The sequence below is a fragment of the Paraburkholderia sp. RL17-373-BIF-A genome, from assembly GCF_046030175.1.
GTDB lineage: Bacteria > Pseudomonadota > Gammaproteobacteria > Burkholderiales > Burkholderiaceae > Paraburkholderia.
On the sequence record NZ_JARESO010000064.1, the window covers coordinates 1 to 15953 of the forward strand.

The window sequence follows — 15953 nt, forward strand, 5'->3', positions numbered from 1 at the left end:
CGATGCTTCACTTGCCTTCGCAGCGCCTGCTTCTGAATGCTCGCGCTGTGAAGGCAAAAAACTCAACGCCGCCCCACCGCTTCAATCCGCTCGCGCACCTTCGCCACAACGGGCGCCCAGTCGCCGACGCGCGGCTGTCGAACCAGTTCAACCGAGTCGTACCACGCCGTCTCCGGCGAGCCATCGCCCCAAAACCAGGCGGACACGTGATCGATCATCAAGCAGGTCGGCACGCCAAGCGCTCCCGCCAGACGCGCGGGCCCGCTGTCGATCGTGACCACCATATCCAGATTCGTCAGCAACGCCGCGACATCGTCGAAGCCGGACTGAAAATGATGCGTCAGATCCACGACGTCGAGACCCTTGGCGCGCCACTGCGCAACCGTCTCCCCGCGCCCCGGCGACAACGCAAAATAACTCACGCCAGGCACGTTCAACAGCGGTTCGATTTGCTCGACGGGCACCGAACGCCGCATGTCGCGAACATGGTCCGGATTGCCGTTCCACACCAGCCCGACCTTGCGATTGCCTTGCCTGCCGGCCGTGTGCGCTTCGACTCGTTCGCGCCATGTCTGCTCACGCGCTGGATCAGCGCTTAAGTACGGCGCGCCCCATCCCGTTGCGCCGAAAATCCCGAGCCGCAGCGGCAGGCTCATCAGCCCGCAGTGAAAATCCGGCTGTGTCTCCAGGCTCGTTTCGAGAGGCAAATCGGCGGGCAGCATCCGTTCGAATAAATGCCGCAAGGGTCCGTCATGGCCGAAAATCACCCGGCCGCCCTCGCGCCGCGCCCGCTCGGCCAGCAGCGGCAGAAAGCGCACCGCCCAGAGGCAATCGCCATTGCCTTGCTCGCCGTAGACCACCAACGTTTTGCCCGCAAGCGATTCGCCCTGCCAATGCGCGCTGATCGCCGCGAGCGCCTGCTGCGCGTTATTCAGTTCGCCTGCGGCAAACGCGATGCGCGACTCGTAATGCGCCCAGCCTTCGACAAAGCGTCCGCTGCGAATCTCGAGTTCCGACAGATCGAACAATGCATGGGCATTATCCGGCGAGAGCGTCAGGACTTGCCGCAGCAACGCCTCGGCCTCGCCGAACCGCGCCTGCTCCTTGATGCACAACGCCAGCTTGTGAAGCGCCACCGGATTGCCGGGAACGACACGCACCGCTTCACGCAACAGCGCCTCGGCCGTGGCGAAGTCGTCGCGTTGCTGAACGGCCGCCGCGCGCCAGATCAGCGCGTTGGCGTCTTCGGCATCGCGCGAGAGCAGCAGGCTGGTGGCCGAGTCGACCAGCGGCCAGTCGCGTAGCACGAAGGCCGTTTGCGCAATCGTATGCAGCAGCGTGGGTTCGCAGGAAGGATCGAGTTGATAGGCGCGCACCAGTGCAGCAAGTGCCTCGCGCTGGTTCGCCTTGTCACGGCCGGCGTGTTGCAACAGCGCCTGACCGAACGCCAGGCAATCGCCGGCGGCGGCATCGGGCGCGGCGGCACGCGCACGCAGGCCCGCGAGGTGGCTCGCTGACGGCCCGAAATTGAGATCGGTCATAGAGACGGCACTGCTCACGCAGAACAGGTACAGAGACGCCTGAAACAGGCCCGTTAAGGCGCGCTCGCCGCGATCTTCGGCGTGCTGACGGCGACGTCGCCGCATTGCGCGCGATGGCGCAGCGCATGGTCGATCAGCACCAGCGCGAGCATGGATTCGGCGATCGGCGTGGCGCGAATGCCGACGCACGGGTCATGCCGTCCGAACGTTTCGACGATGACCGGTTGCCCCGCCTTGTCGATCGAGCGGCGCGGCGTGCGAATGCTCGAAGTCGGTTTGATCGCGATCGACACCGTCACGTCCTGTCCGGTCGAAATACCGCCGAGCACACCGCCCGCGTGATTGCCGACGAAGCCCTCCGGCGTCAATTCGTCGCCATGCACCGAACCGCGTTGCGCGACGCTGGCGAAGCCCGCGCCAATCTCGACGCCCTTCACCGCGTTGATGCCCATCATGGCGTGCGCAATGTCCGCGTCGAGACGATCGAACAGCGGCTCGCCGAGGCCGACCGGCACGCCGGACGCCACAACGTTGATGCGCGCGCCGATCGAGTCGCCTTCCTTGCGCAGCGCGTCCATATACGCTTCGAGTTGCGGCACGATCTCCGCGTTGGGCGCAAAAAACGGGTTCTCGCGCACGTGCACCCAGTCGACGAACGGCACGTCGATCTCGCCGAGCGCGGCCATATAACCGCGAATCTCGGTGCCGAACTTCTCGCGCAGCCACTTCTTGGCGACTGCGCCCGCGGCCACCGTCGGCGCCGTGAGACGTGCCGATGAACGGCCGCCGCCACGATAGTCGCGGATGCCGTATTTCTGCCAGTAGGTGTAGTCGGCATGGCCCGGGCGGAACGTGTCGGCGATATTGCCGTAGTCTTTGCTGCGCTGGTCCGTGTTGCGGATCATGAGCGCGATCGGCGCGCCGGTGGTCAGGCCTTCGAACACGCCCGACAGGATCTCGACCTTGTCGTCTTCCTGGCGCTGCGTGACGTGGCGCGACGTGCCAGGCTTGCGGCGGTCGAGTTCGAACTGGATGTCCGCTTCGCTAAGCGCCATGCCCGGCGGGCAGCCGTCGATCACGCAGCCGATAGCGGGGCCGTGCGATTCGCCGAAGGTCGTGACAGTGAAAAGCGTACCGAGCGTGTTGCCGGACATGGGCGTCGTCCAAAGAAATGCGGGGAAAGCAGTATTATGCCAGCCTCGTGGCGGCTGGACCGCGCCGCGCGGTCGTTTTGGCCGATCGGCCAAGGTGTGCATGCGCGGCCGCTTCCCGCCGGATCACCTGGCTTGTCGGGACGTACGCTATGCCGGGTAGGAATAGTCGCCCAAGACGCTTGCGTCGCCTGTTGCCTGGTCAGTCACGCAGCTAGCGGGTGCGCAAAACATCGCAAGGCGGGAACTTCCGCGCCGATATTGCGCACCGCCTGCCCTGGCCCGCGCGGTCATGCCGCCACCTTTTGCAAGCTCTCTCTGCCCGTGCGGTCACGTTTTCGTTTCCCGTGCTGCCGCTACCGAGCTTCAGCACCCTTGCCGCGCTACTTCCGCGCCCCGCGCAACTCGGTGACGATCTCCTGCAGCTTTTCAGGCGTCGCCAACGCCGGCTCGATCGGCTCCCCTACCGCCAGCGTGAGACGGCTCATGACGCCCTTATGGATCGGCCGCGGCCAGCGCGCGTCGTTGGCGCGCGAAAACACGCTGCCCCACAGGCCGCGCAGCGCCATCGGAATGACCGGCGCCGGCGTGCGCCGGATGATCTCGGTCACGCCGTGACGGAACGGATTCATGTCGCCGGTTCGGGTGAGCTTGCCTTCCGGAAAGATGCAAACCAGTTCGCCTTCGGCAAGCGCCTGCGCGCAGCGCTCATAGGCGCGCGTCAGCATCTGCGCATCCTGATGCGCCGGCGCGATCGGAATCGCCTTCGCGTGACGGAACACCCAGCCGGCGAACGGCGTCTTGAAGATCTCGTGGTCCGTCACGAAACGGATCGGCCGCGGGCTCTCGGCCATGATGACGATCGCGTCCACGAAACTCACGTGGTTGCACACGAGCACGGCCGCGCCCTCTTCCGGAATCCGCTCGGCATGCACGAGGCGAATCCGGTAGAACGTGTGCACCAGCACCCAGGCGATGAAGCGCAGCAGAAATTCCGGCACGAGCGAGTAGATGTAGGTCGCCACGACGATATTGAGCAGCGCGGTGACGAGGAAAATCGCCGGAATGCTGAAGCCCGCCGAGGTCAGGGCGACGGCCATCAGCGACGAAACGATCATGAACAGCGAGTTCAGAATATTGTTCGCCGCGATGATGCGCGCACGGTGGCTCGGCTGGCTGCGGCTCTGGATCAGCGCATACAACGGCACGCTGTAGAGGCCGCCGAACATGGCGAGCAGGAACAGATCGGCCAGCACGCGCCAGTGGGCCGGCCGCACGATGAACTCGCCGACGCTCAGCAGATGCCCCGGCAGCTGCAGCGCGTGGCTCGCGAAAAACAGATCAATCGCGAACACGCTCATGCCGATCGAGCCGAGCGGCACGAGGCCGATTTCGATGCGCCGCTTCGAGAGCTTTTCGCACATCAGCGAGCCAAGGCCGATGCCGATCGAGAAGGTGCCGAGCAGGACGGTCACCACGTCCGGATCGGCGGACAGCACATTTTTCGCGAAGCTGAAAAACGACGACAGGAAGATCGCGCCGACGAACCACAGCCAGGAAATGCCGAGCAGACTCAGAAACACGGTGCGGTTTTCGTGCGCCAGCTTGAGGTTGCGCCACGTTTCGCTGACCGGATTCCAGTTGATGCGCAGATCGGCTTGCGGCGCCGGCGTGAGCGGCACGAAGCTCGACACCGCGCGCCCTACAACCGCGATCGCGACGCACGCGCAGGCGAGCACCACTGCGCCGTGTTCGACGAAACCGGCGCCCACGCCGCCGACGATCGTGCCGATCAGGATCGCCACGAAGGTGCCCATTTCGACCATGCCGTTACCGCCGACCAGTTCTGCCTTCGACAGATGCTGCGGCAGGTACGAGTATTTGACCGGTCCGAACACGGTGGAATGGACGCCCATCAGAAACGTGCACAGGTACAAAAGCGGTGCGCTATGCAGCCAGAAACCCGCGCCGCCGATCAGCATCACCACGATTTCGAAGCTCTTGACGAAGCGCGTGAGCATCGCCTTGTCGTACTTGTCGGCGATCTGGCCTGAGGTGGCCGACAGCAGCACAAACGGCAGAATGAAGATGGCCGAGATCAGGAACGCTGCCGTTTTCGGATCGACTCCGGAAAAGCGCGCCGCCTGATACGTGACGAGCGACGTGAAGCCGATCTTGAACACGTTGTCGTTCATCGCGCCGAGGAACTGGGTCCAGAAAAACGGCGCGAAGCGACGCTGGCCGAGCAGCCGGAACTGGGATTCGTGCGCTTCTTGTTGACGGGCGGCGCGGCGGGCGGCAGGTAACGGACGATCGCTCATGAAGTTCCGTGAACAGGCTAAAAGAACGACAAAGAAGTAAGCTCCATGCGCGGTTTCGCGCGCGGGCGGGTCAGCGGGCAGCACCCGGCGCCGGACTGCAAAGCGATCACGCAAGCTCGCACCGGCTTTGACATCAAGCCAGCCCAAGAACTGGATACAAAGCAGGACATGAGGCCAAACCCAGCGCCGGACACAAAAAAAGCGCACGCTTTCGCGCGCGCCTTGACTGCCTCTTCGCGCTCACAGCAACGGCTAGCGCGTCGCAGTGAATCGCCGCGCATTAACGCGCCGGCTGCTGGTCCTGCTGTTCTTCCGGCCAGTCGCGGATATATGCCTTGAGCATGCGGTTTTCGAAACCCTGCTCTTCGACCACCGCCTTGGCGACGTCGTAGAACGAGATCACACCCATCAGCGTGCGGCTTTCCATCACCGGGAGATAACGCACGTGATGTTCGAGCATCATGCGGCGGACTTCGTTGACATCCGTTTCCGGCGTGCAGGTGAGCGGATGGTCGTCCATGACCTTGCGGATCGTGGAGGTGCCGACGCTGCCGCCGTTCTCGCTCAGCGTCAGAATGATTTCGCGAAACGTCAGCATGCCGACGAGGTCGCCGTATTCCATCACCACCAGCGAGCCGATGTCGTGCTCGGCCATGGCATTGACTGCGTCGTGCAGCGTGGTATCCGGCGTGACCGTGAATAGGGTGTTGCCTTTGACTTTGAGGATGTCGCTGACTCGCATGATTTGTCTCCCGTAATGCCCGCTAAGCTGGTAATGCATCGATGTTTTTCGATCCTAGCGGAAAGACCCATAAAAGGAAAGCGGCCCGCCCACCAAGGCGCAGCGGGCGTTCGCAGGTTCGAACCCGTAATTCCGAGCGTACGCGCATCGGGAAAACCGCGCTTGAAGCGCCGCATGCCGGTGATAGGATGGCCGCCACTTTCACCTTTCGCGAGGCCGTCCGTGGCCCCGCCGCCCAGCATGTCCGCGAACCGTTTCGACACGCTTGCGCTGCACGCCGGCGCTGCTCCCGACCCGACAACCGGCGCGCGCGCCACGCCGATTTACCAGACTACCTCGTTTTCGTTCCGCGACTCGGACCACGCCGCGGCGCTCTTCAATATGGAGCGCGCCGGTCACGTCTATTCACGCATCTCGAACCCGACCGTGGCCGTGTTCGAGGAACGCGTCGCCGCGCTGGAAAACGGCGCGGGCGCGATCGGCACGGCGAGCGGCCAAGCGGCCTTGCATCTGGCCATCGCCACGCTGATGGGTGCGGGCTCGCATATCGTTGCCTCCAGCGCGCTGTACGGCGGCTCGCACAATCTGCTGCACTACACGTTGCGGCGCTTCGGTATCGAGACGACCTTCGTCAAGCCAGGCGACCTCGACGCGTGGCGCGCCGCGCTGCGCCCGAACACGCGGCTGCTGTTCGGCGAGACGCTCGGCAATCCGGGCCTCGACGTGCTCGACATCGCCGCCGTGGCGCAGATCGCGCATGAGCACCGCGTGCCTCTGCTAGTCGACTCGACCTTCACCACGCCTTATCTGCTCAAACCGTTCGAACACGGCGCGGACTTCGTCTATCACTCGGCCACCAAATTTCTCGGCGGCCACGGCACGACGATCGGCGGCGTGCTGGTGGACGGCGGCACCTTCGACTTCGAAGCCTCCAGGCGCTTCCCCGAATTCACCGAGCCCTACGACGGCTTTCACGGCATGGTGTTCAGCGAGGAAAGCACCGTCGCGCCGTTCCTCCTGCGAGCGCGCCGCGAAGGCCTGCGCGACTTCGGCGCATGCCTGCATCCGCAGGCCGCGTGGCAACTGCTGCAAGGCATCGAGACGCTGCCTTTGCGGATGGAACGGCACGTCGCCAATACGCGCCGCGTGGTCGAATTTCTCGCCGGTCACGCGGCGGTCGAATCCGTCGCCTACCCGGAGTTGCCGACGCACCCGGACCACGCGCTCGCGAAACGTTTGCTGCCGCGCGGCGCCGGCGCGGTGTTCAGCTTCAATCTGCGCGGCGACCGCGCCGCCGGACGCGCCTTCATCGAAGCGCTCTCATTGTTCTCGCATCTCGCGAACGTGGGCGACGCGCGCTCGCTGGTGATCCATCCCGCATCGACCACGCACTTTCGCATGGACGCCGCCGCACTCGCCGCGGCCGGCATTGCGGAAGGCACGATCCGCCTCTCGATCGGCCTCGAAGATCCCGACGATCTGATCGACGACCTCAAGCGCGCGCTGAAGGCCGCGCAGAAAGCGAGCGGTTCGGGCGCGCCGCGCGGCGGCGCACCCGGTGTATCCGGTGCATCCGGCACGGCTGCCCAACCTCGCCCGGAGTCCGCATGATCCTCACTGTTCAAGGCAAACCCGCCTACGCCTACACCGGCGGCAAACCGTTCGATGCGAGCCTGCCGACCGCTGTCTTCATCCACGGCGCCGAGCACGATCACAGCGTGTGGGCGCTGCAAACCCGCTACTTCGCGCATCACGGCTTTAGCGTGCTGGCCGTGGATCTGCCCGGCCACTGCCGCAGCGCGGGCCCGGCTCTGACCACGGTGCCCGCCATGGCCGACTGGCTCGCCGCGCTGCTCGACGCCGCCGGCGTGCAACGCGCTTTCGTGGCCGGCCACAGCATGGGCTCGCTGATCGCGCTCGACTTCGCTGGCCGCTATCCGGAGCGGGCAACCCACCTCGCCCTGCTCGCCACGGCGATTCCGATGGCCGTCTCCGACGCCTTACTCGACGCCGCATTGCACCGTGAACCCGAAGCGATCGGCATGGTCAACGAGTGGTCGCATTCGACCTTCGCAGCCAAACCCTCCTGCCCCGGCCCCGGCTTCTGGCTGCACGGCATGAACCAGCGCTTGATGGAGCGTGTCTCGGCAAGCGGCGAGCCGAACCTGTTCCACACCGACTTCGCCGCCTGCAACAGCTACGCGGACGGCCTCACCCGCGCCGCGCAGCTGCGCTGTGCGGCACGCCTGATCGTCGGCCGGCGCGATGCGATGACACCGCCGCGCGCGGCCAAAGCGCTTGCTGGCGCCTTGGCGCAAGCCGGTGTGCCGGTCGACACGGTCACGCTCGAAGCAGGCCACGCGCTCATGACCGAGCAACCGGACGCCACGCTCGACGCCCTCTTCAGCTTCGCTTCCGGTGCGCCTCGCGAGATCCGATAAACGTTGCGAGTCGTCACGATAGCCGCGTGAGAAGCGGCGCGCCATCGGCCGAACGGCCAGGTTGCGCGCGTCGCCCGATAGCCGCACAATGGATCAAGCCTGTCCTGCTTCGAGCGCGTGTGTCTGGCCTGTTGGCGCGCACGCTTAAGCATCGAGAAGCGTCGCAATCCGGAGGCCGTGATGGCTCAAACCGCGCACACCGATCACTTCGCGAGTTTCGCGGAGTTCTATCCGTACTACCTGAGCGAGCATCGCAACACGGTCTCGCGGCGGCTGCATTTCGTGGGATCGCTCGGCGTGATCGGCTGTCTCGCCATGGCGCTCGCCACCGGCGACTGGCTATGGCTGCCCGCTGCCGTGATCTGCGGATACGGCTTTGCCTGGGTCGGGCATTTCTTCTTCGAGAAGAACCGACCGGCTACCTTCCGGCATCCGCTTTATAGCCTGATGGGCGACTGGGTGATGTTCAAGGACATCTGCGTCGGGAAGATTTCGTTGTAGCGATGCGGTAGCTTCAGCGCCGACCAGTACGCACTCCGCGCGGCTCAAGCCGCCTGATGCGGCATGGAAGGCGTACCGGATTCGCTCTGCTCGGCACGCGCCCCACGAGCGGCCGCGCGCGCCGTCAGCAACGCGGCGAGTGTGACTTTCAGCTTGTCGTTTTCCAGCGCCGCCAGCAACATCTGCCCATCCACGCGGGTGGACGCCAGTTGGAGCTGATACTCGAGTTCCGCGCGGTCGATCACGAACAGCGCGAACAGGCGCTCCACCGTGATTTGCGCCGGATTCGCCAGCAGGAGGAAATGCGGACGCATGCCATCCTCCTGCAAGCGCGCGATCCACTCGATCTCTTCGAGCTTTTGCAGCAGGTTGATCGTGGTGTCCATATCGCGACGAAGCATCCGCGAAAGCTCGGGCACGGTATAGCCGCGCTTGCCTGCTTCACGCGCTTCCGAGAGCCGTGCGAGCAGTTCGAGCGAGTCGAACAGATTGCTGCCCTCGAAAGTGGGCCGGTGAAACTGGCCGATACGAATGGCCGGCAACGCGGACGCGATCATCGCGCCCGCGAGCGTAATGAACCAGCACAGGTACATCCACACCAGGAACAGCGGCACGGCCGCGAATGCGCCGTACACCGCGGTGTAGGTCGGAATGCGCCGTACGTAGTACCCGAAGCCGCGCTTCGCCAGTTCGAAGGCGATCGCCGCGGTCACGCCGCCGATCACCGCGTCGCGCCACTCCACCCGGCAATTCGGCAGGTAGACGTAGAGAATCGTGAAGGCGAGCGCCGTGAGCGGCAGCGCGGCGCCGGTGAGCGCCCACTCGATGACCGGCGTCATGCGTTGCGCCGCCGTAAAGGTCATGGATTGCGTGAACAGGTACGATGAAATCGACAAACTCACGCCGATCAGAATCGGCCCGAGCGTGATGATCGCCCAATACACCAGAATGCGCTGCGCGATCGGCCGCGCCTTGCGCACGCGCCAGATCACGTTGAAGGCGGATTCGACCGTCATCATCGTCATCACGGCGGTGACGAACAGAAAAATCATACCGATGGTCGTGAGGCCCTTCGCCTTCGAAGCAAACTGGTTCAGATAGTTGAAGATCTGACTGTTGAGCTGCGCGGGCATCAGATGGTCGGCAAGAAATATCTGCAGCGACATCTGGAACGAAGCAAAGATCGGAAACGCGGTGAACAGCGCGAACGCGACCGTGGCGAGCGGCACGAGCGAGAGCATGGTGGTGAACGTGAGGCTGCCGGCCACCTGCGGAATGCGGTCTTCGCTGCTGCGCTGCGCGGCAAATTGCGCGAGCCGTTTGAGCGTGTCGAGATCGAAACGCACCCTGGACAACAAACCCCACCTCCTTGCTTCGTGTACCGGTGTTTCAGGACCGCGCGCGAGACCTGGCCGAACGGCTATGGGTGGCCTGTAGAGCGGACCCAGCCCCTATAATACCCGTTCACCGATGAGGCCTATGAAAGACATTCTCGTGCTCTATTACAGCCGTCACGGCGCCACGCGCGAGCTCGCGCTGGCGATCGCGCACGGCGTCGACAGCGTCCCCGGCATGCAGGCGCGCGTGCGTACCGTGCCGGCCGTGTCCACCGTCTGCGAAGCGACCCAGCCCGATATTCCCGCCGAGGGCCCGCCCTACGTCGAACTGCGCGACCTCGAGGAATGCGCCGGTCTGGCGCTCGGTTCGCCTACCCGCTTCGGCAACATGGCCGCGTCGCTCAAATACTTTCTCGACGGCACCACGCCGCAGTGGCTTTCCGGCGCGCTCTCCGGCAAACCCGCTTGCGTGTTCACGTCCACCGGCAGTTTGCACGGCGGCCAGGAATCGACGCTGCTTTCCATGATGCTGCCGCTTCTGCATCACGGCATGCTGATCGTCGGCATTCCGTACACGGAGAGCGCTTTGAGCACCACGCAAACCGGTGGCACTCCGTACGGCGCGTCGCATTTCGCGCGCGCGGGCAGCGCCGAACAAGGCATTTCGGCGGACGAGAAGACGCTCGCCATCGCGCTCGGTGCACGCGTCGCGCGCACGGCGGCATCCATGAGCGAAAGGCCGTGAGCGAGCCGCACGCCCAACCGGCCGCCGCGTCTGACGCCGATACCGCAGCGCAGGCGCCCGTGACCACGGCCGCCATGCCCGTGCCGCGAAATCGCGCTGCCGCGTTCGGCGCCACCACTGCCCTGGTGGCGCTGATCGCCCTGTCCGTCGCGTGGGAATGGTGGCTCGCGCCGCTGCGTCCCGGCGGTTCGGCGCTCGTGCTCAAGGCTGTGCCGCTGCTGCTCGCGCTACCCGGCGTCTGGCGGCGCCGGCTTTATACGCTGCAATGGGCGTCGATGCTGATCCTGCTGTATTTTGCCGAAGGCATTGTGCGCGGCTGGAGCGACCGCGGGCTGAGCGCCGGTCTCGGCTGGCTGGAAGCCGCACTCTCCGTGGTCTTTTTCGTCTGCACGCTGGCCTACGTCGCGCCGTTCAAACGCGCGGCGAAGCGGTCTGCAAAACAGGCCGCCAACCAGCCCGCAAAGCAGCCCAACAGCACCGGCTGACGAAAACGCTGCGCCTCACCAGACATTTCCGCCCGAATACGCTGACCGACCAACATGACCCAAATCGCTTTCCTCACCGCCTGCCGCGACGCCATCGGCGCCGCACAGGTGCTGACCGCTCCGCACGACACCGCCCCGTACCTGACCGACTGGCGCCGCCGCTACACCGGCGCGGCGTGCGCGGTGCTCTGCCCGGCCACGCCTGACGAAGTCGCGGCGCTCGTGAAGCTCGCCGTCGAACATCGCATCGCGCTGGTTCCGCAAGGCGGCAACACCGGACTCGCCGGCGGCGCCACGCCGGACGCAAGCGGCACGCAGGCGGTCATCAGCTTGCGGCGTCTGAACCGGGTGCGCGACATCGATCCGCACAACAATACGATCACGGTCGAAGCCGGCGTCATGCTCGCCGAAGTGCAGAAGCACGCCGACGAGGCCGGCCGCCTCTTCCCCTTGAGCCTCGCCGCCGAAGGCAGCTGCACGATCGGCGGCAATCTCGCCACCAACGCGGGCGGCACCGGCGTGCTCCGCTACGGCAATGCGCGCGAGTTGTGCCTCGGCCTCGAAGTGGTCACGCCGCAAGGCGAACTGTGGGACGGCCTGCGCGGACTGCGCAAGGACAATACCGGCTACGATCTGCGCGACCTGTTCATCGGCGCGGAGGGCACACTCGGCATCATCACCGCCGCCGTGCTCAAGTTGCATCCGCAACCGGCTGCGCGCGTCACGGCGCTCGCCGCGCTCGCTTCGCCGTACGCCGCGCTCGACTTTTTGTCGCTCACGCAGCGCATCGCCGGGCCGCTCCTGACCGGCTTCGAATTGATGTCGGATTTCTGCCTGCGCCTCGTCGGCCGGCATTTCGAGCAGATGTGCTATCCGTTCGCCGAGCCGCACGCGCAAGTCGTGCTGCTCGAACTGTCGGACAGCGAAAGCGAGGAGCATGCGCGCGGACTGTTCGAGTGTCTGATGGAAACAGCGCTCGAAGACGGCCTGGTGCAAGACGCGGTGGTCGCGGAAAATCTCAGCCAGTCGCGCGCGTTCTGGAATCTGCGCGAACACATTCCGCTCGCCCAGGCCGAGGAAGGCCTGAACATCAAGCACGATATCGCGGTGCCGATCTCGCGCATCGGCCACTTCATCGAGGAAACCGACGCGGCGATCGCGCAGGCCGTGCCCGGCGCGCGCATGGTGACGTTCGGCCATCTCGGCGACGGCAATCTGCATTACAACGTGCAGGCGCCCGAGGGCGGCGACGCTAAAACGTTCCTCGAGCAATACCAGAGCCCGATCAACCAGATCGTCTACGACAGCGTGCACCGGCATCGCGGCAGCATCAGCGCGGAACACGGGCTCGGCCAGTTGAAGATCGACGAGGCGATGCACTACAAGCAGGACGTCGAAGTGCAATTGATGCGCGCCGTCAAACGCGCGCTCGATCCGCTGAATCTGATGAATCCGGGCAAGGTGCTACGCTAGAGTCTGATGCTCCGCGCTCCCTTGCGGAGCCACTTCCAGGAGTTGTGGTCGTGAAGATTCGAGTGCTGTCCGATCTGCATCTGGAGAACGACGAGCCCGAGCTGATCCCGCATGCGCAGGCGGATCTGATCGTGCTGGCCGGCGACATCCACAATCACGCGGCCGGACCGCGCTGGGCCGCGCAGACTTTCGACGGCACCGTGCCGGTGGTTTACGTGCCCGGCAACCACGAGTACTACGACGGCGAGTTCAGCGCGCTTGACGCCGCGCTCTACGACGCGGCCGCGCAGGTCGATAACGTGCACGTGCTGAACAACGCCGCGCTGGTCGACCCGCAAGGCCGGTGGCGCGTGCTCGGCACGACCTTGTGGACCGACTTCGCGTTGTACGGGAACGACCCGGACACGCGCGCCGAATCGATCGAGGCGTCGCGCAAGGTCATGCTCGATTTCCGCGGGCTGATCCAGATGAACTGGCCGCACGACACCCACGACGCCACGCGCGATTTCACGCCCGACGACTCCCTCGCGCTGCACCGGCAAGCACGCGCCTGGCTGGAAGGCGAACTCGCCAGGCCGTTCGGCGGCAAGACGATCGTCGTCACGCATCACGCGCCGCATCGGCTGAGTCTCGCCGAGCGTTATGCGGAAGACCTCGTGTCGGCGGGCTTCGTCAATCACTTGCCGGACCTCGTGGGCCCGCCTGTCGCGCTGTGGATTCATGGGCACACGCATACGCCGTTCGACTACAACGTGAATGGCACGCGCGTGGTCTGCAATCCGCGCGGCTATCTCGACCGACGCACCGGCTTGCTGGAAAATCCGCTTTTCGCGTGGGATAAGGTTGTCGAGATCTAGCGGGCACTGAGGTGGGTTGGGTCGGCTTCGGCTTGAGTCGGCTTCGGCGCGGGTCGCTCAGCCGGGTCGGTCGGCTAGGGGCCGATCTGGGTAGCGGGCCGGCACGGCAGGCACTACGCTGTCGAGGTTGTCGAACCGCGGCCATCCAACCGCGGTTGTCGAAACCCAGGCCGGTCGCCTCCGGAGGTCGCTCATGTGTGGTCGAATCAGCCAGTATCGCGATCCGCATCTCTACGCCGAGCACCTCGGCCTCGCCGATCCGCTCATGCTCTTCGACGCCGTCGACCGCCGTCCCGGCTACAACCTCGCGCCCGGCACCCACCCGCTCGCCATCTATCCGGATCAGACGGTACACGCGGTCCACTGGGGCTATTGCCCGGACTGGGCACGCGAACAACATCTGCCGCAGACGATCAACGCGCGCGCGGACGCCGCGCCGAACGGGCGCTACTTCAAGGAACTGTGGAAAACCGGACGGGTAGTGGTGCCGGCGGACGGCTGGTTCGAGTGGCGCATGGAAACCGCGTCCGTGACCACCATCGCGGACAGCAAAGACAGACTAGACGAGCCGCCGATTCGCCAGCCCTACTTCGTGCATCTGAAGAGCGACTCGCCCATGTATCTCGCGGCGCTCTCGAGCGTGCGCGGCACCGAGCCGCAAATGGAAGGCATGGGAATGGTGATTGTGACGGCCATCGCCGACGCGGGCCTCGTCGACGTGCACGACCGCCGTCCGCTGGCATTCACGCCGGACGCGGCGCGGCGCTGGCTGGACCCGAAACTCCCGCTCGACGAACTCGAGCAGTTGACGCGCAGCGCGGGCTTGGCCGCCGGGCGCTTTCGCTGGCATCGGGTGAGCCACGACGTGGACCGCACGCTCAATGACGAGCCGGGTCTGATTGCAGCAGTGAACTGAATTTGAGCGCCAGATGTGCGCCCGGAACGTGCGTCACCCGCTACGCCCCAAGAACGGAAAACAGGCCGCCCGCCAAAGCGGCGCCACGCCAAGCCTCAGCGATCGCGCCGCTGCCCCTGCAAATCCGGGCGCTCGACCTTGACCGGCACCAGTTGCGGCTGCTGTTCGCGCAGGCGGCGGAGCAGATCGCGCGATGCGGCGATCCCGATCAAGCCCAACATGACGGCCACGCCGATCATCAGATGCGTATCCATGAATCCCTCGTCCTTCTGTCGTTGCGATGTGTAGCGATTTGCCGAACGGCGGCGAACTGCGCGCGTCCGGTGCAATACCGCAGCGCATGAACGACACGTTAGCAAATCGACCGCGCGGGAGAAGTAAGGAAATGTTGCGACGCGGCACTTATGTAACAGTGGCCCGTGCCGTCTGGCGGCAGCCCGTTGGCCATCGCCGGAACGCCCGCACGGCGCGGTGTCAGGTTCGCGCGAACTCGCGCAGTTCCTCCTGATCCGCGGCCAGCGTGACAGGTAGTTCCTCACGCAGGAACTCGACCCACGTGCGGATCTTGGCGTCCAGATACTGCCGGGACGGGTACAAGGCGTACAGATTCATTTCCTGCGACGTGTATTCCGGCAGCAGCCACACCAGTTCGCCGCTTCGCAAACCGCTAATTGCCGAGTAGATCGGAATCAGCCCGACGCCCATGCCGCTCGACACCGCCACCGCCATGGCTTCGGCCACGTTCACCTGGAACGTGGTCGCGCCGAGCGCGATGGTTTCCTCGCCGTTTGGGCCGTCGAAGGTCCATTTGTCGGTCGGGAACACCGGCGTGACCATTTGCAGACACGCATGGCGCGAGAGGTCGGCCGGCGTTTGCGGCACGCCGTGCCGCTCCAGATACGCAGGCGACGCGCACGCAATGCTGAACGCGCTGCCCAACCGCTGCGACACCAGCCCCGAATCCGGCAGACCGGTGGCGAGCGTGAGCGACACGTCGAAACCTTCGTCGAGCAGATCGGGCATGCGCTGCGCGAGCGTCAGTTCGATATGCACGTCCGGGTAGCGGTCCTGATAGCGGCCGACGGCCGGCACCACATAGTGCTGGCCAAAGCTCGTCATGGCGTGGACCTTCAGCTTGCCGGACGGGCGGGCGTGGGCGTCGCTCGCCTCGGCCTCCGCCTGATCCACGTACGCGAGGATCTGCTCGCAGCGCTGCAAATAACGCTCGCCGGCCTCGGTCAGCGCGATGCGGCGCGTGGTGCGGTTCAGGAGGCGCGTGCGCAGATGCGCTTCCAGATCAGACACCGCGCGCGACGCGTAGGCCGTGGTCGTGTTCAGATGCTGCGCGGCGCCCGTGAAGCTGCCCGCTTCGACGACGCGGACAAATACGCGCATGTTTTGAAGCGTATCCATAACTTTCCCTTGTGATCGGAAGCGATTGTT

At 65.2% G+C, this 15953-nt stretch carries 15 protein-coding genes; 8 read left to right on the forward strand and 7 right to left on the reverse strand.

Features of this window, described 5'->3' with window-relative positions; all coding sequences use genetic code 11:
• Positions 1 to 62 precede the first annotated feature (62 nt).
• From P0D80_RS41170 to P0D80_RS41185, 4 genes are all read right to left on the reverse strand, one after another.
• Positions 63 to 1541, reverse strand: coding sequence for a tetratricopeptide repeat protein (locus P0D80_RS41170; protein WP_408292341.1), 1479 nt, complete (start codon positions 1539 to 1541; stop codon positions 63 to 65).
• 53 nt (positions 1542 to 1594) lie between these two features.
• Positions 1595 to 2695, reverse strand: coding sequence for a chorismate synthase (aroC, locus tag P0D80_RS41175; RefSeq protein ID WP_408292343.1), 1101 nt, complete (start codon positions 2693 to 2695; stop codon positions 1595 to 1597).
• Between the two features lie 380 nt (positions 2696 to 3075).
• On the reverse strand, positions 3076 to 5013 hold the full coding sequence (locus P0D80_RS41180) for an MFS transporter (protein ID WP_408292345.1): 1938 nt from the start codon (positions 5011 to 5013) through the stop codon (positions 3076 to 3078).
• Between the two features lie 280 nt (positions 5014 to 5293).
• Positions 5294 to 5755 (reverse strand): CBS domain-containing protein, encoded by a 462-nt coding sequence (locus P0D80_RS41185; protein WP_132373686.1) that lies wholly within the window; start codon positions 5753 to 5755, stop codon positions 5294 to 5296.
• A 240-nt stretch (positions 5756 to 5995) separates the two neighbouring features.
• Between P0D80_RS41185 and P0D80_RS41190 the strand changes: the two genes are divergently transcribed.
• The 3 genes from P0D80_RS41190 (at position 5996) to P0D80_RS41200 (ending at position 8697) form a co-directional block, all read left to right on the forward strand.
• Positions 5996 to 7366: an O-acetylhomoserine aminocarboxypropyltransferase gene (locus P0D80_RS41190; protein WP_408292347.1), complete on the forward strand. Its 1371-nt coding sequence runs from the start codon at positions 5996 to 5998 to the stop codon at positions 7364 to 7366.
• Positions 7363 to 8196 (forward strand): alpha/beta fold hydrolase, encoded by an 834-nt coding sequence (locus P0D80_RS41195; RefSeq protein ID WP_408292349.1) that lies wholly within the window; start codon positions 7363 to 7365, stop codon positions 8194 to 8196. The genes P0D80_RS41190 and P0D80_RS41195 overlap by 4 nt, the downstream gene beginning before the upstream one ends.
• 180 nt (positions 8197 to 8376) lie before the next feature.
• Complete coding sequence (locus P0D80_RS41200; protein WP_012433756.1) at positions 8377 to 8697, forward strand: Mpo1-like protein; 321 nt, start codon at positions 8377 to 8379, stop codon at positions 8695 to 8697.
• A 44-nt stretch (positions 8698 to 8741) separates the two neighbouring features.
• On the opposite strand, the gene P0D80_RS41205 is transcribed toward P0D80_RS41200, so the two are convergent.
• Entirely contained in the window at positions 8742 to 10055 is a 1314-nt protein-coding gene (locus tag P0D80_RS41205) for a YihY family inner membrane protein (RefSeq protein ID WP_207915612.1), read from the reverse strand.
• Positions 10056 to 10176: 121 nt separating this feature from the next.
• Between P0D80_RS41205 and wrbA the strand changes: the two genes are divergently transcribed.
• The 5 genes from wrbA to P0D80_RS41230 all read left to right on the forward strand — a co-directional run bounded on the left by wrbA (position 10177) and on the right by P0D80_RS41230 (position 14510).
• Positions 10177 to 10779, forward strand: coding sequence for an NAD(P)H:quinone oxidoreductase (gene wrbA / locus P0D80_RS41210; RefSeq protein ID WP_132373683.1), 603 nt, complete (start codon positions 10177 to 10179; stop codon positions 10777 to 10779).
• Positions 10776 to 11264, forward strand: a complete 489-nt coding sequence (locus P0D80_RS41215) for a DUF2069 domain-containing protein (protein ID WP_408292352.1) — start codon at positions 10776 to 10778, stop codon at positions 11262 to 11264. The genes wrbA and P0D80_RS41215 overlap by 4 nt, the downstream gene beginning before the upstream one ends.
• 54 nt (positions 11265 to 11318) lie before the next feature.
• Positions 11319 to 12737: an FAD-binding oxidoreductase gene (locus P0D80_RS41220; protein WP_408292354.1), complete on the forward strand. Its 1419-nt coding sequence runs from the start codon at positions 11319 to 11321 to the stop codon at positions 12735 to 12737.
• Between the two features lie 50 nt (positions 12738 to 12787).
• A complete protein-coding gene (locus P0D80_RS41225) occupies positions 12788 to 13594 on the forward strand; it encodes a metallophosphoesterase (RefSeq protein WP_408292356.1) in 807 nt (268 codons plus the stop codon).
• A gap of 193 nt (positions 13595 to 13787) precedes the next feature.
• Entirely contained in the window at positions 13788 to 14510 is a 723-nt protein-coding gene (locus P0D80_RS41230) for an SOS response-associated peptidase (protein WP_408292358.1), read from the forward strand.
• A 95-nt stretch (positions 14511 to 14605) separates the two neighbouring features.
• Here the strand turns inward: P0D80_RS41230 and P0D80_RS41235 are convergent, their stop codons facing one another.
• Entirely contained in the window at positions 14606 to 14764 is a 159-nt protein-coding gene (locus tag P0D80_RS41235) for a hypothetical protein (RefSeq protein ID WP_165923807.1), read from the reverse strand.
• A 220-nt stretch (positions 14765 to 14984) separates the two neighbouring features.
• Entirely contained in the window at positions 14985 to 15923 is a 939-nt protein-coding gene (locus tag P0D80_RS41240; RefSeq protein WP_132373679.1) for a LysR family transcriptional regulator, read from the reverse strand.
• Positions 15924 to 15953 lie beyond the last annotated feature (30 nt).

Excerpts from the sequence above, each read along its gene's own strand:
- P0D80_RS41190 (WP_408292347.1), top strand. The coding sequence starts at position 5,996 with ATGTCCGCGAACCGTTTCGACACGCTTGCGCTGCACGCCGGCGCTGCT.
- P0D80_RS41240 (WP_132373679.1), bottom strand. The coding sequence starts at position 15,923 with ATGGATACGCTTCAAAACATGCGCGTATTTGTCCGCGTCGTCGAAGCG.
- P0D80_RS41220 (WP_408292354.1), top strand. The coding sequence starts at position 11,319 with ATGACCCAAATCGCTTTCCTCACCGCCTGCCGCGACGCCATCGGCGCC.
- P0D80_RS41195 (WP_408292349.1), top strand. The coding sequence starts at position 7,363 with ATGATCCTCACTGTTCAAGGCAAACCCGCCTACGCCTACACCGGCGGC.
- P0D80_RS41170 (WP_408292341.1), bottom strand. The coding sequence starts at position 1,541 with ATGACCGATCTCAATTTCGGGCCGTCAGCGAGCCACCTCGCGGGCCTG.
- P0D80_RS41200 (WP_012433756.1), top strand. The coding sequence starts at position 8,377 with ATGGCTCAAACCGCGCACACCGATCACTTCGCGAGTTTCGCGGAGTTC.
- P0D80_RS41185 (WP_132373686.1), bottom strand. The coding sequence starts at position 5,755 with ATGCGAGTCAGCGACATCCTCAAAGTCAAAGGCAACACCCTATTCACG.
- P0D80_RS41235 (WP_165923807.1), bottom strand. The coding sequence starts at position 14,764 with ATGGATACGCATCTGATGATCGGCGTGGCCGTCATGTTGGGCTTGATC.
- P0D80_RS41230 (WP_408292358.1), top strand. The coding sequence starts at position 13,788 with ATGTGTGGTCGAATCAGCCAGTATCGCGATCCGCATCTCTACGCCGAG.
- P0D80_RS41180 (WP_408292345.1), bottom strand. The coding sequence starts at position 5,013 with ATGAGCGATCGTCCGTTACCTGCCGCCCGCCGCGCCGCCCGTCAACAA.
- wrbA (WP_132373683.1), top strand. The coding sequence starts at position 10,177 with ATGAAAGACATTCTCGTGCTCTATTACAGCCGTCACGGCGCCACGCGC.
- aroC (WP_408292343.1), bottom strand. The coding sequence starts at position 2,695 with ATGTCCGGCAACACGCTCGGTACGCTTTTCACTGTCACGACCTTCGGC.